General features: G+C 49.5%; 7 protein-coding genes. 2 read left to right on the top strand and 5 right to left on the bottom strand.

From position 1 onward, the window contains the following. Window positions 1-11: 11 nt before the first annotated feature. Both nrdA and ubiG read right to left on the bottom strand, forming a co-directional pair. A complete protein-coding gene (gene nrdA, locus AB3Y96_RS14390) occupies window positions 12-2,297 on the bottom strand; it encodes a class 1a ribonucleoside-diphosphate reductase subunit alpha (RefSeq protein ID WP_367299516.1) in 2,286 nt (761 codons plus the stop codon). 1,124 nt (window positions 2,298-3,421) lie between these two features. Beyond that, window positions 3,422-4,132 (bottom strand): bifunctional 2-polyprenyl-6-hydroxyphenol methylase/3-demethylubiquinol 3-O-methyltransferase UbiG, encoded by a 711-nt coding sequence (gene ubiG, locus AB3Y96_RS14385; protein WP_072309101.1) that lies wholly within the window; start codon window positions 4,130-4,132, stop codon window positions 3,422-3,424. Between the two features lie 288 nt (window positions 4,133-4,420). Here ubiG and gyrA point away from each other — a divergent pair, with 288 nt between their 5' ends. After that, window positions 4,421-7,081, top strand: coding sequence for a DNA topoisomerase (ATP-hydrolyzing) subunit A (gene gyrA / locus AB3Y96_RS14380; protein ID WP_168780200.1), 2,661 nt, complete (start codon window positions 4,421-4,423; stop codon window positions 7,079-7,081). A gap of 133 nt (window positions 7,082-7,214) precedes the next feature. Beyond that, window positions 7,215-10,079 carry a two-component system sensor histidine kinase RcsC gene (gene rcsC / locus AB3Y96_RS14375; RefSeq protein WP_367299515.1) on the top strand — a complete coding sequence of 955 codons (2,865 nt, stop codon included), beginning with the start codon at window positions 7,215-7,217 and terminating at the stop codon, window positions 10,077-10,079. Between the two features lie 505 nt (window positions 10,080-10,584). On the opposite strand, the gene rcsB is transcribed toward rcsC, so the two are convergent. The 3 genes from rcsB to AB3Y96_RS14360 all read right to left on the bottom strand — a co-directional run bounded on the left by rcsB (window position 10,585) and on the right by AB3Y96_RS14360 (window position 15,181). Next, window positions 10,585-11,235, bottom strand: coding sequence for a response regulator transcription factor RcsB (gene rcsB / locus AB3Y96_RS14370; RefSeq protein WP_025798039.1), 651 nt, complete (start codon window positions 11,233-11,235; stop codon window positions 10,585-10,587). Further along, entirely contained in the window at window positions 11,228-13,933 is a 2,706-nt protein-coding gene (gene rcsD, locus AB3Y96_RS14365; RefSeq protein ID WP_367299514.1) for a phosphotransferase RcsD, read from the bottom strand. The genes rcsB and rcsD overlap by 8 nt, the downstream gene beginning before the upstream one ends. 123 nt (window positions 13,934-14,056) lie before the next feature. Continuing rightward, window positions 14,057-15,181 (bottom strand): ABC transporter permease, encoded by a 1,125-nt coding sequence (locus AB3Y96_RS14360; protein ID WP_072309105.1) that lies wholly within the window; start codon window positions 15,179-15,181, stop codon window positions 14,057-14,059. Window positions 15,182-15,189: the final 8 nt, after the last annotated feature.

Genomic DNA, 15,189 nt, shown 5'->3' with positions numbered 1-15,189 from the left:
GCTGGTCTTGGTTAAATCTTGCAAGCACCGCTTTCGCAACCGTCGTCTTCTGCAACGGCCTGCAAATCGTCTTGCACATCTTCTGCGCCATCACGGGTGTTTTGATAATACAGGGTCTTAGCCCCAAATTTGTACGCCGTCAGCAAGTCTTTTAACAGCTGCTTCATCGGAACCTTCCCTGATGGGAAGCGAGACGGATCGTAGTTGGTATTGGCGGAAATCGACTGATCGATAAATTTCTGCATCACGCCGACGAGCTGCAAATAGCCATCGTTGTTGGGCATTTCCCACAGCAGCTCATAAGCATTTTTCAGGCGCTCATACTCTGGCACCACTTGACGCAGGATACCGTCTTTCGACGCTTTGATGCTGATGTGGCCACGCGGTGGCTCAATGCCGTTGGTCGCGTTAGAAATCTGCGAAGAGGTTTCAGACGGCATCAGCGCAGACAGCGTGGAGTTACGCAGGCCGTGCTGTTTGATCTCGCGACGCAGCGTTTCCCAGTCATAGTGCAGCGGCTCGTTGCAAATCGTATCCAAATCTTTCTTATAGGTGTCGATTGGCAGCACGCCCTGTGCGTAGGTGGTTTCATTGAACCACGGGCACGCGCCTTGCTCTTTCGCCAGCTCGTTAGACGCTTTCAGCAGGTAGTACTGAATAGCTTCGAAGGTTTTATGGGTCAAATTGTTCGCGCTGCCGTCGGAGTAACGCACGCCGTTTTTCGCCAGATAATAGGCATAGTTAATCACGCCGATACCCAGAGTACGACGTCCCATCGCCCCGCGTTTAGCCGCCAGAATTGGGTAGTCCTGATAGTCTAACAGCGCATCAAGGGCACGAACGGCTAACACCGCCAGCTCTTCTAAATCGTCCAACGATTCAATAACGCCGAGGTTAAACGCCGACAGCGTACACAGCGCAATTTCGCCGTTCTCGTCGTTGACGTCGCTCAACGGTTTGGTTGGCAGGGCGATTTCCAGACACAGGTTGGACTGACGAACCGGTGCTATAGCCGGATCAAACGGGCTATGGGTGTTGCAATGGTCAACGTGCTGGATATAGATACGACCCGTTGAGGCGCGCTCTTGCATCATCAGCGAGAACAGTTCCACCGCTTTAACTTTTTGCTTACGGATGCTGTCGTCGGCTTCGTACTGCATATACAGGCGTTCGAACTCGTCCTGATCGGCAAAGAAAGCATCGTACAGGCCAGGAACGTCTGACGGGCTAAACAGCGTAATGTCGCCGCCTTTGATCAAGCGCTGGTACATCAGGCGGTTCAACTGCACGCCGTAATCCATATGGCGAACGCGGTTACCTTCAACACCACGGTTGTTTTTCAGCACCAGCAGGCTTTCAACTTCCAAATGCCACAAAGGATAGAACAACGTTGCAGCGCCACCGCGCACGCCGCCCTGAGAGCAGGATTTGACCGCGGTCTGGAAGTGCTTATAGAACGGAATACAGCCGGTATGGAAAGCTTCACCGCCGCGAATTGGGCTACCTAACGCACGAATACGACCGGCGTTAATGCCGATGCCGGCACGCTGGGAGACATATTTCACGATAGCGCTGGACGTGGCGTTGATCGAGTCCAAGCTGTCGCCGCATTCGATCAGCACACAAGAGCTGAACTGGCGGGTAGGGGTGCGCACGCCTGCCATGATTGGCGTAGGCAGAGAAATTTTGAACGTTGATACCGCGTCATAGAAGCGTTTTACATAGCTCAGACGGGTTTCACGCGGGTAGTTAGAGAACAGACAGGCTGCGACCAAGATGTACAAGAACTGGGCGCTTTCGTAGATTTCGCCGGAAACGCGGTTCTGAACCAGATACTTCCCTTCCAGCTGCTTAACCGCGGCGTAAGAGAAATTCATGTCGCGCCAGTGGTCAATGAATTCGTCCATCTGGGCAAACTCTTCTGCGGTGTAATCTTCCAGCAGGTGTTTGTCATATTTGCCCATTTCGACCAGTTTAACTACGTGGTCGTACAATTTAGGCGGTTCAAACTGACCATAGGCTTTTTTACGCAGGTGGAAAATAGCCAAGCGCGCAGCCAGATATTGATAGTCTGGAGCGTCACGGGAGATCAGGTCTGCGGCGGCCTTGATGATGGTTTCGTGAATATCCGCGGTGCGGATCCCATCATAAAACTGGATGTGAGAACGTAATTCCACCTGAGAAACGGAGACATTACTCAAGCCTTCAGCAGCCCAGTCGAGTACGCGGTGGATTTTATCAAGATTGATACGTTCTTTGCTTCCGTCACGCTTAGTGACCAGCAGACTTTGATTCATAGGGCTATTTACCTGTCCGTGTGCTTTCTCATGTTCAAGTCGTCATCGTGTTTATTAAAAACCATGCGCGTTAAATCAATGCAAAATCATTGTTGCATTAATTTGACGTGTAGTGTCGATTTCGTGCTGTGAACACAAGATGTGGTGTATTAATCAAGGAGTGATAACAAGATAGTGTTCTTAGCTCAGTTTTGCAAGTGAACAAAACAGGGCTAAATTGTGGATAACTTGGGGGTGAATTGTTAAGTCTGGCGCTAACGTACCGTCATTACTGGCGGCAGCGGTCGAGAGGTGAGGGGGATAAGATTCCACTTAAAAATAAAATAAATTGATCGATTGCTGGTTTCTTATTCGGAGTGAAAAAGTCAAATATTGATCGTGGATTTGTGAGGTGAATGTTTGTTCGTTTTTCGATTATAGGCTTGTGTAATATTTTAGAACGGGGAAGGGATTGTATGGTCAGTCGTAGTATATGTTACTACGGCGACGGTTTCGTCCGCCAATCAGCAAATTTGTTTCCATGAAACCGCTGACGTAGGCGTCCGATGAGAGTCCCGTTGCGCGGGGACTCTCAACTCGCGCGCTTTTTTACCGTGTCGTTTGGCCGACCGGTCTCAGAGCGCACGTCCTGTGCGCCCTCGACCTGCCACCAGCATCCCTGCTGGCGGCTCTAAAATGCATTCTTTCAACATGAAAAAACAAAAGACAATTTTGTTTTTTGTCTTTTAACTGTTTAAGTCTTGGTAGGGAGAGCCGCCGATACAGGGATGTATCGGCGGAGTTTGGGGCGCCCTGGATGGGCGATACCAAACCGGAGCGGAGATGGCGTCTCGGATAAAAGCGCGCGAGTGCAGAGACCACGCGCTGGTGGTCTCTGCCCGTACGCCTTCACCTGTGTATCAATGAAGCTCGATATGAACAGGCGGACGGAATATTACACAAAGGTGTCATAAACAGCTGGCGGGCGGAATATTACACAAAGGTGTCATAAACAGCTGGCGGGCGGAATATTACACAAAGGTGTCATAAACAGCTGGCGGGCGGAATATTACACAAAGGTGTCATAAACAGCTGGCGGGCGGAATATTACACAAAGGTGTCATAAACAACAGGCGCACGAAACCTCACCCCAAATCCCTAACCGTATGCACCATATAATTCACATCCACGTTCGGTGCCAGCTTGAACTTATCCGTCAACAGGTTGTAGTGCAGCCCGGTCATATTGCGTTCGCGCAGCGGGGTTTCGTCGATCCAACCGATTAACTCAGCAGGGCGGATGAATTTTTTCACGTCGTGAGTTCCCTTTGGCACCATCTTTAATACGTATTCAGCGCCAATAACCGCCATCAGCCAGGCTTTGTTATTGCGGTTAATGGTCGAGAAGAAAACGTGTCCGCCGGGTTTTACCAGCTTGGCGCATGCCAGAACCACGGAGCGCGGATCGGGAACATGCTCCAGCATTTCCATGCAGGTCACAATGTCGTACAGCCCAGCATGAACGTCGGCGTGCTGTTCAACGGTTTCTTGAACGTAGGTGACTTTGATACCGGTTTCCAGTGAATGTAAACGGGCGACCTGTAAGGGCTCCGCGCCCATATCTAATCCAGTGACATCCGCACCTTCGCGCGCCATGCTTTCAGCCAGAATGCCGCCGCCGCAGCCAACATCGAGGATTTTCTTACCAAATACACCGTCGGCGCGCTGCTGAATATAGTTCAGGCGCAGAGGGTTAATACGGTGCAGTGGTTTAAATTCGCCTTCGAGATCCCACCAGCGTGACGCCACGGCTTCGAATTTAGCGATTTCCTGATGGTCTACGTTTTGTTCAGACACCGAACACTCCTTCTAAGATATTTCTGGCAGCGTGAATCATTCACCGGAAAATAATTTTTTGAGAAAAGTACTGCTGTGGATTATACAGATTCTTGGCGAAATGAGGTTAATTCCGCCGTGCATTGAAAAGCGCACAGGGTTTCGCACTAAATCCGGCTTTATGATATAATTCGCGGTCTTTGTCATCGTGTATGCGCTTTGATCTATTCGATGAATATACCCAAGGGTGTCTGTTAGGGTAGCGGCAGCAGATGAATCATCAGAAGTCAGTAGAGGGATAGCAGCTCCATGAGCGACCTTGCCAGAGAGATTACGCCGGTCAACATCGAAGAAGAGTTGAAAAACTCGTATCTGGATTACGCCATGTCCGTTATCGTCGGGCGTGCGCTGCCGGATGTTCGTGATGGACTGAAGCCAGTTCACCGTCGCGTTCTGTTCGCGATGAATGTATTGGGCAATGACTGGAATAAAGCATATAAAAAATCGGCCCGTATCGTCGGGGACGTTATCGGTAAATACCATCCACATGGTGATAGCGCGGTATACGATACTATCGTTCGTATGGCTCAGCCGTTCTCGCTGCGTTACATGTTGGTTGATGGACAGGGTAACTTCGGTTCTGTTGATGGCGACTCCGCCGCAGCAATGCGTTATACCGAAATCCGCATGTCCAAAATTGCTCACGAACTGTTAGCGGATCTGGAAAAAGAGACCGTTGATTTCGTGCCTAACTATGACGGCACCGAGCAAATTCCAGCGGTGCTGCCAACCAAAGTTCCAAACCTGCTGGTGAACGGTTCTTCCGGTATCGCCGTAGGTATGGCAACCAATATTCCTCCACACAACCTGAATGAAGTGATCAATGGCTGCTTGGCCTATATTGATGACGAAAACATTACGGTTGAAGGCCTGATGCAGCATATCCCTGGCCCGGATTTCCCAACAGCCGCGATCATCAACGGTCGCCGTGGTATTGAGGAAGCGTATCGTACCGGGCGCGGCAAGGTGTATATCCGTGCCAAAGCCGAAGTTGAAGCGGACGAAAAAACCGGCCGTGAAACCATCATCGTGCATGAAATTCCTTATCAGGTGAACAAAGCTCGCCTGATTGAGAAAATTGCCGAGCTGGTGAAAGAAAAACGTCTGGAAGGCATCAGCGCCCTGCGCGATGAGTCTGATAAAGACGGTATGCGTATTGTTATTGAAATCAAACGTGACGCCGTGGGCGAAGTGGTTCTGAACCACCTGTACTCACTGACGCAAATGCAGGTGACGTTTGGTATCAACATGGTGGCGTTGCATCAGGGACAGCCTAAACTGCTGACGCTGAAAGATTGCCTACAGGCATTCGTGCGTCACCGCCGCGAAGTTGTGACTCGTCGTACCATCTTTGAACTGCGTAAAGCGCGCGATCGTGCGCACATCTTGGAAGGTTTGGCGATTGCGCTGTCGAATATCGACCCAATCATCGAGCTTATCCGTCATGCGCCAAACCCTGCAGAAGCGAAAGCGCTGCTGGTTGCACGTGGCTGGGCGCTGGGTACCGTTGCAGCCATGCTGGAACGTGCCGGTGATAACGCTGCGCGCCCTGAATGGTTAGAGCCAGAGTTCGGTATTCGTGAAGGTCATTATTATCTGACTGAACAGCAGGCTCAGGCGATCTTGGATCTGCGTTTGCAGAAACTGACCGGCCTTGAGCATGAGAAGCTGCTCGACGAATACAAAGATCTGCTAGAACAGATCGCTGCGCTGATCTTCATTCTGGAAAGCCCAGATCGCTTGATGGAAGTGATTCGCGAAGAATTGATTGCGGTTCGTGATCAGTTTGGCGATGCGCGTCGTACCGAAATTACTGAAAACACTGCTGATATCAACATCGAAGATTTGATCTCGCAGGAAGACGTCGTTGTGACCTTGTCGCATCAGGGCTATGTGAAATATCAGCCTCTGACCGACTACGAAGCACAGCGTCGCGGTGGTAAAGGTAAGTCCGCAGCACGTATTAAAGAAGAAGACTTCATTGACCGCCTGCTGGTGGCCAACACGCACGATACCATTCTGTGCTTCTCAAGCCGTGGTCGTTTGTATTGGATGAAGGTCTATCAGTTGCCTGAAGCGAGCCGTGGTGCGCGTGGTCGTCCGATCATCAACCTGCTGCCGCTGGAAGCCAACGAACGTATCACCGCTATTCTTCCGGTGCGCGAATACGAAGAAGGTCGTCACGTCTTTATGGCAACCGCGAGCGGTACCGTGAAGAAGACTGCGCTGACCGATTTCAGCCGTCCTCGCAGCGCGGGCATTATTGCCGTGAATCTGAACGAAGGCGATGAGCTGATTGGCGTTGATCTGACCGATGGCAGCAACGAAGTGATGCTGTTCTCTGCGGCCGGTAAAGTGGTGCGTTTCCCAGAAAGCCAAGTGCGTTCTATGGGCCGTACCGCAACGGGCGTACGCGGTATCAACCTCAACGGTGAAGACCGCGTTGTATCACTGATCATTCCTCGTGGCGAAGGCGATATCCTGACCGTGACCGAAAATGGTTACGGTAAGCGTACCGGCGTAGCAGAGTACCCAACCAAGTCCCGTGCGACTCAGGGGGTTATCTCTATCAAGGTCAGCGAGCGTAATGGTAACGTGGTTGGCGCTGTTCAGGTCGACGAATGCGATCAGATTATGATGATCACCGATGCTGGCACGTTAGTACGTACCCGCGTTTCTGAGGTGAGCGTTGTTGGTCGTAACACCCAAGGTGTTACGCTGATCCGCACCGCAGAAGACGAGCATGTGGTTGGCTTGCAGCGTGTTGCTGAACCCGAAGAGGACGATGAAGTCCTTGATGGTGAAGAGGCCGCAGCGGTTGACGGCGATATCGCTGATGTCGCAGACGATGCTGAAAGCGTTGATGATGCGTCAGAGTCTGATGATGAAGAGGGCGACGAAAACGCCTAATTGCTAGCGTTTCGTTGACTCGATAAAAAGCCAGTGCAGATGTTTGTACTGGCTTTTTTTATCTCTAGTGACTAGTGTGATACATGCATGTAGGCCTTTCGTTTAACAGTCCGTTTTCTGCTATGGTAATCCTTTGAAATATCTAGCCTCTTTCCGAACAACGCTGCGAATTTCACGTTATCTATTCCGATCGTTGGCGCTGATGCTGTGGATCTTGGGCGCTTTGCTGACCACGTTTTATATTCTCAATGAATTTCATGAGAAAGAGTCGGACATCCGCCAAGACTTCAACCTGAATTTTGATCAGGCGCAGGGGATGATCAAGCACTCCTCAAGCATTATGCGCGATATTCGCTATATCGCAGAAAATCGACTGAGCTGGTCTGTGACTGGGCTAGATATGATCAACGGCGTATTTAGTGGAAAGAATACGCTGCCGCCGCTGACGCCCATTTTCCCTGAGTCTGATTGCCAGTTACTTAGCGATAATTACCAGAACTCGTTAGAGTCGCTTAGTAATTTCATCAACTATTGGAAAGAGAATTTCGTTGCGGCGTATGACTTAAACCGAATCTTCTTTATCGGCGGCGACAGTTTGTGCTTGGCTGATTTTGGTATTCGCAATACGCCACTCGACCAAAGCAATGTGTTCCGCAATTTACATCAGCGTATTTTGATGTTCCAAAACAGCAATAATAAAGAGAAAGAACATACGCTGTTCTGGGTGATCCCCGGAACCCAAAATGACGTGGGCGCGCTTTATGTTATTACGCCGGTTTACATCGCCAACAAACTGGAAGCGCTGCTAGGCACCGAGCAAAATATTCGCTTGGAGGATTTCACCAATCCTTCAACGCTGCCGGTAGGCGTCACATTGTTGAATGAAAATAATGACGTATTAATGACCTATACCGAAAATGGCGGGGAACAGCCGGCTCTTTCAGGTATTCCAAACGATGATAACTATTTTGGCTATAACAGCGGCTATGACACCCTGTTGCTGAAAAAGAAACTGAGCCCGTCAGGGTTAAGCATTGTCTATTCATTGCCAACCAGCGTATTGCTCGAGCGGTTTAATCTACTGCTGATTAATGCGGTGATCCTAAACTTAATCAGTGCACTTATTCTCATTGTGCTGACGTGGTTATTTGAGCGCAAAATGTTTTCTCCGGCAGAAAATAATGCGTTTCGTCTGGAAGAACATGAGCAATTTAACCGTAAAATTGTCGCATCTGCGCCAGTTGGCATCTGTATTCTGCGGATTAAAGACGGTAGCAATATTCTGAGCAATGAATTGGCGCATAATTATATTAGCCTGTTCACCTCTGAAGACCGCCATCGGATCACGCGTATTATCTGTGAACAGCCGAGTAGCGTGGTCGACGTTATTACCAGTCAGAACCAAAATCTGCAAATTAGCTTTGTTCACTCCCGCTATCGCAATGAGGATGTGGCGATTTGCGTCATGATTGACGTAAGCGCGCGCGTTAAAATTGAAGAGTCATTACAAGAGTTAGCGAATGCCGCCGAACAGGCCAGCCAGTCGAAATCAATGTTCTTGGCAACGGTAAGCCATGAGCTGAGAACGCCGCTGTATGGCATCATTGGCAATCTCGACCTGCTACAAACTAAGTCGCTGCCGGAGGAGACTCAGCGCCTGCTCGCGGCAATGAGCAACTCTTCTGGTCTGCTGCTTAAAATCATCAGCGATATTCTCGATTTCTCCAAGATAGAATCCGAACAGCTCAAAATAGAGCCGGGGATCTTTGAGCCGCGTAAGGTGATCCCGCATATTATCGGCAACTATTTGCCGCTGGTGGTGCGCAAGCGTTTAGCGATGTACTGCTTTATTGAGCCTGAAGTACCGGATTCCGTGGCTGGCGATATCATGCGTATTCAGCAGGTACTGTCGAATTTATTAAGCAACGCGATCAAATTTACCGATACGGGCTGCATTATTCTTCAGGTGCGGGTACAGGATTTCTATCTCGAATTCCGCGTACGTGATACCGGTCTAGGCATTCCGTTCCGCGATGTGATGAAGCTGTTCGATCCATTCTTCCAAGTAGGAACCGGTGTGCAGCGCCATTTCCAAGGAACAGGTCTGGGTCTGGCCATTTGTGAAAAATTGGTCAGCCTGATGGATGGCGATATTGCCGTGGAATCGGAGCCGGGAATGGGCAGCATATTTACCGTACGTATTCCGATGTATCAGGCCGTGGAATCAGCGCCTGAAATTACAGCATTAGCCCAAAAAGCCGTTTGGCTTGAGATCCACAACGCGCGTCTGGAAGGTTATCTACTGAAACTCCTGACGATGGCGGGTGCAGATGTTCGCCTGTGCAGCGCCAGCGAACGCTGCGACGAGCAGGGGATTTTGATTTCAGATCATGATATTACCCTGAACACGCCGGTTAAGACGCATATACGCCTATCCGCAGAATATATAGGCCACGCTAAGCGTAACGAAGATGGCTCATGGGTGCTCAGCACGGCGGCTCCGCTGGAGTTGCTGAGTATTCTACGTCGCATCTTTGTGCCAGAAGACACGGCATTACTCCCCGATCTTTCTGAAGATAATGTCCCTATTGAAGTCAAAGATTACAGCGATGTGCATATCCTGATCGTCGACGATCATCCGATCAACCGTCGTTTACTGGCCGATCAGCTGATTTCATTGGGATACCAGTCGGTCTCAACGGCGAGCGATGGTTTGGATGCATTAGGCGCACTGGCGAAACAGCCGGCCGATATCGTGCTTACCGACGTTAACATGCCAAACATGGACGGTTACCAGCTCACTGCGCGTCTGCGCCAGCAAGGCCGCACCGCGCCAATTATCGGCGTAACGGCGAATGCGCTGGCGGAAGAGCGGGAACGCTGTATTCAGGTCGGGATGGATAGCTGTTTGTCGAAGCCGGTGACGCTAGAAGAGTTACAAAAATCACTGCATCATTTTGCTGAGGTGGTGAGGAAGGGAAGGCTAAAAAGTGATTAATGGCGAGGTATAAGGTTTCTGTCAGCCTAGGTTTATAGGTGTCGCTGTAATATTTCGTACGCCTAAAGTACCGAAATCTGCATATGCATCGCGCATGCGTCCGAGTCGGGGGGCCTGTCGCTGCCCCCCGACACCCCAGCGTGGCACCGTCCTTCAGCCTGCTTCGCAGGTGCCCGAATGTCGTCATTCCGGCTTTAACGGAACGAACGGCAATCGCCATCCTGGCTCCTCCGTTCTTTCGCCGACGTCCCTGTCGGCGAATCCTAGCCTACATTCCTCTATTCGGCTGAAGAACAACGTGCCGGAGTTTGGGGCGCCCTGGATGGGCGATACCAAACCGTAGCGGAGATTGCATCTCGGATAAAAGAGCGCGGGTTAAGGGTGGACGCTCTGATCCACCCTCATCGGTCGCCTTCACTCAGTTTATAGGCAAATGCCGTTGCTGATTGGCGAACGAAACCTTACACCGTCATGGCATAATGCCATATTGAGACTCGGTCTAAACTTAGTCTTTATCCACCGACATAATATTGACGGAAGAAAGATAGTTCAGCAGCGCAATATCATTATCGACGCCCAGTTTCAGCATGGCTGATTTCTTCTGGCTACTGATAGTTTTAATGCTGCGGTTTAGCTTTTTGGCGATTTCTGTTACCAAGAAACCTTCGGCAAATAAGCGCAATACTTCGCTTTCTTTGGGTGACAAGCGTTTGTCGCCATAGCCACTCGCGCTAATTTTTTCCAGCAGTTTGGACACGCTTTCTGGGGTGAATTTCTTGCCTTTCTGCAATGCAGCCAGAGCTTTTGGTAAATCAGCTGGCGCGCCTTGCTTAAGAACAATCCCTTCAATATCCAATTCCAGAACCGCACTTAAAATTGCAGGGTTATTGTTCATGGTGAGAACAATAATGGACAGGTGCGGATAGTGGCGCTTGATATATTTAATCAAGGTAATGCCATCGCCGTATTTGTCGCCCGGCATGGAAAGATCGGTGATCAGTACATTCGCATCCAGCTTAGATAAGCTATTGATTAATGCCGTTGAGTCTTCAAATTCCCCGACAACGTTAACCCATTCGATTTGTTCAAGTGACTTCCGAATACCGAATAGGACAATTGGATGGTCATCAGCAATAATTACATTTAGGTTATTCATGTTGTTGGCTACCTAGTAGAAGCAGTCGGCTGACAAAAGTATCAATCTGACTGATCAAAATCTTTATATTTGTTACATCGCTTTCTTTAATGGCGAGTTCTAACTGTTCACATAGAGTTTTGCCGGTGGGAATATTAAGCATGGCAAAAACACCTTTAAGTCGGTGCGCAGTCAGAGAAAGCGGGGATAAATCACTCTGTTCAGCTTCAGTATACAGTTTCTGTACATCTTCCGGTACTGTTTCCACAAACAGAGAAAAGTAATCCTTTGATTTAAAAGGAGAGCTATCAGATGAAGGATCTGCATTTTCAGCATATTCCGCATCGATTGGCGATTCTGTGACCGCAATCTGTTGCTCAATCAACAGCAAAATGGCGTCAATGAGCGGCTCGGTGAGGTTAAAGTTAGCCTTAATGCGATGCGGCGCGTACTCTTCAAAGCCGTCAATATCGGAGACTAACAGCAGGGTGTAATCTTCCGCACTTTCAGGCGCATCGGTGAGCGTAATATCATATTCTTCGTTGGCATCGCGGCCGTCGGCAATGATGGATGCGGCCCCAAAAGCAGCCAGTTTATGCGTGATCAGGCTACGAATTTCATCGGAGGTGATTTGCAGATAGGCGGTGATCCCATCGAGCAGCTTTTCCGACTCTTCTTCTGGATGCTCAACGGGATGCATGATGCAGCTAAAGCTGTAACGCGTTCCGATATCGTCTTTGCTTTGGATATCCAATCTGCCGCTCATGCGTTTACACAGCTGGGCGCAAAGATAGTAGGTCATTCCTGACCCTCTAGCGAAGCGATCGCTTTGCGGCTCACCGAGGTTTGGATAGCGTAATCCATTGATCTCTTTATTGGATACGCCGGTGCCGGTATCGCTGAGCTCAAAGCAAATATGGTCAGGAGACTCCGGTTTCTGCGTCACCTTCAGGGTGATTTTTCCATACACCGTGGTAATGATGGAATAGTGCAGCAGCATGGAAAGCACTTGTTCCAGCGAACGAATATCACCGATAAACTCTTTATCTGGATCAATATCCGTGTGGTTGATTAGCGTTAGCCCCTTGCGACGCAGCTCGGGTAAACTACGCTTTAGCAACTCATCGATGCGTTTGTTGAGGTTGAATGTTTCGGTCATCGGACGCCAGTCCCGATTCTCAATTTCGGTCAGCAGCGTAATTTCATCAATCAGAGCCTGCGCATGGCGTGTTTCGCCCCACAGTAAATCCAACAGGCGTGGATCATTTTTATTATTTTGAATATCAGCAACTAATTGCTGAATATTACTCATCGGCGCATTAAGCTCGCGGCTTAAATTAGTGGTCATGATTTTACGGGCGGTCAGATTTTTCTCATATTCGCTCTGCGCCTGTTTTAGTTTTTTGCTGACCATCATTTCTTTATCCAGATCGCGCATTAAGAACAGGGCAGATTTAATATTCTGCTGGCTGCGCACCATCTGGATTTCATACATTTCATTGTTGACCGTTGCCTGAATTCTGCCCTGATGTTCTTGAGCCATGCTGGCAATTTTGCTCAGGCTAAGGTGAGGCAACAGGTGATCGGCAATTTTGTTGCTGGCAACCACGGTATCGGTGTCAAAACGATAAATCAGCAGGCCAATCGGCAGATGGGTAATAATTTCCTGATTCATTTCCTGCTGGGCGCTAAGCTGGGCAGCCATGCGTTTTCCCGGACGAATATATTGGTGGCGCACGAAATAAAAGCCGGTGAATGACAGCACCAACACCAATAAATTAATCAGCACTAGCCAGAAATTATTCCTCAGCATATCCACGGTGAGCGTTGTCATCGGAATATTGAAATCGATCTTCAGCGGTGTGTTATACAGCGGGGCGCTGATCGTTAACCACGGCCATCTTAGCGTCGAGAAAGCCTCTGGCAGTTCTTCACGCGACATTAATTCTGACGGTGATTCAGGATTTTCCGTGATCAGGAATCGTTGAACCGGCAAATCACGCGGTAAAATATCGCCAATAGGTAGATCGAAAGCGACGACGGTAGCTAAATGCCCGGGGTTATTAAAGGTGGTGCGCAACGTGAAATAGTAGGAGTTTAGGAAACGGAATTTACGCAATCCCGAGAAACCTTCGCGTTCGTCTAAGGAGTTAGACTGTTGCAGCATTTCGGTTTTCCGAGACTCGACCACGTTACCCAAATATCCCTCTTTATAACGTGCAGACAGATCTTTCATCGGCATCGTCGAGACCAAGATCAGGCTGTTATCCTGCCCGTTCAGGTAATACATGGAATAGGTGTCAGTTTCCGCGCCCCACAAAATATCGAGATAGTTTGACATGCGCAGCGCTAAATCGCTGGTGCTAGCGTCATGCTGACCAAAAATCAAGGCGTCGGTTTTATGGCGGCTCTTTTCCAATAGATAAATATCAGGGCGTAACCGAATCTCATTGACCGGAGAGGGCAGTTGCACAGAATTAGAAGCCGAAAGGTTGTCATACACCTGATAGGTCACAAAACGGTAGGTCTCGATACGCTTTTGCAACTGATCGGCAACCGTCGCCAACATGGTTTGCTTGCTGTTGATATAGGCATTCACATAGTTATAGCCATACAGCAAATTAGCCAGCACCAGCAGGAAAATAAACAGCATATAGCTGCGCGTGATCCCAGAGAGAGAGGCATCGGCACTATTGGATGATTCCTTCGGACTTAACATGATGCTGATCTAACCCTATCTAAGATGATGACATTGCGTCTGCGGCAAAGACTATGCCGCAGTATAGCAAGAGTCCTTATCCCCTTCATACTTGAAGCTGCTTATGCGTTGTCTAAGTGTTCGCTATGCAATCTTACGTCTAAACATTGCGTAGGCGGCGCTGCCGGTGGTTAAGGTAATCACCAGAAGTGGCCACAGGCTATGCCAGATAATATCGAAGCTCACGTCCTTCAAATAAAGCTCTTTGGTGATATCGGTGAAGTGCCGAACTGGATTTATCCATGTGAGATTTTGCAGCCAAACCGGCATATTTTCTACCGGCGATACATAACCGGACAGCAAAATCGCGGGCATCATAAACACAAACACGCCAATGAATGCCTGCTGTTGCGTTGAGCACAGCGAAGAGATCAGCAGACCAAACCCCACTAACGAAAGCCCGTAGACCAGCATAGTGAAGTAAAACAGCAAAAGAGATCCGGCAAACGGAATTTGGTAGGCAAAAATCCCGATCAGCAACACCACTGAGGCCTGAAACGTGGCGACAATCAGGGCGGGAATCGCCTTCCCAACGAATATTTGCCAAGTATTCAGCGGTGAAACCAACAGCTGCTCCAGCGTTCCCTGCTCGCGCTCGCGTGCCACCGACAGCGACGTCACGATTAACACGCCGATGGTGGTGATCATGGCAATCAGCGACGGCACCACAAACCATTTGTAATCAAGATTTGGGTTGTACCAGTTGCGTATGACGAGCTCGGAGTTTCTCTGGGCCAGATCGTGAGTGGATACAGGCTGTCCGCTGACAAGTTCTTGTTGATAATCACGGACGATCTGCTGCACATAGTTTGCCGCGATTTGTGCACTGTTGGAGCTACGGCCATCCAAGATTATCTGTAACGGTGCCTGATGGCCTGACAAAATATCGCGCGAAAAATTGGCGGGGAAGCGGATCAGCAGCAGCGCTTTACGGTTATCAATGGTTGGAGCGATCTCCTGTGGGCTGTGCAGGAGCAGCACGTTGCTAAAGGCTTCGGCTTTGGCAAAACGCTGGGTGAGTTCTACCGACGACTGGCCGGTATCCTCGCTATAGATCGCGATGCTGGCGTTGGTGACATCCAACGTTGCGGCAAAAGGAAACAGCACCACCTGCAAAATGACCGGCATGATCAAAATGGCGCGTGTTTGTGGATCGCGCAGCAGCGATTGAAGTTCTTTAATGATTAATGTCCACAGCCTATAGAACATGAAAAATC

The sequence above is a fragment of the Hafnia alvei genome (assembly GCF_964063325.1).
Lineage (GTDB): Bacteria > Pseudomonadota > Gammaproteobacteria > Enterobacterales > Enterobacteriaceae > Hafnia > Hafnia alvei_B.
This window is presented reverse-complemented; position numbering and strand designations above follow the sequence as displayed.

What these genes read in the sequence shown, in the direction of transcription:
- nrdA (WP_367299516.1), bottom strand. Translation starts at nt 2,297, where the DNA reads ATGAATCAAAGTCTGCTGGTCACTAAGCGTGACGGAAGCAAAGAACGT.
- gyrA (WP_168780200.1), top strand. Translation starts at nt 4,421, where the DNA reads ATGAGCGACCTTGCCAGAGAGATTACGCCGGTCAACATCGAAGAAGAG.
- rcsB (WP_025798039.1), bottom strand. Translation starts at nt 11,235, where the DNA reads ATGAATAACCTAAATGTAATTATTGCTGATGACCATCCAATTGTCCTA.
- rcsD (WP_367299514.1), bottom strand. Translation starts at nt 13,933, where the DNA reads ATGTTAAGTCCGAAGGAATCATCCAATAGTGCCGATGCCTCTCTCTCT.
- AB3Y96_RS14360 (WP_072309105.1), bottom strand. Translation starts at nt 15,181, where the DNA reads ATGTTCTATAGGCTGTGGACATTAATCATTAAAGAACTTCAATCGCTG.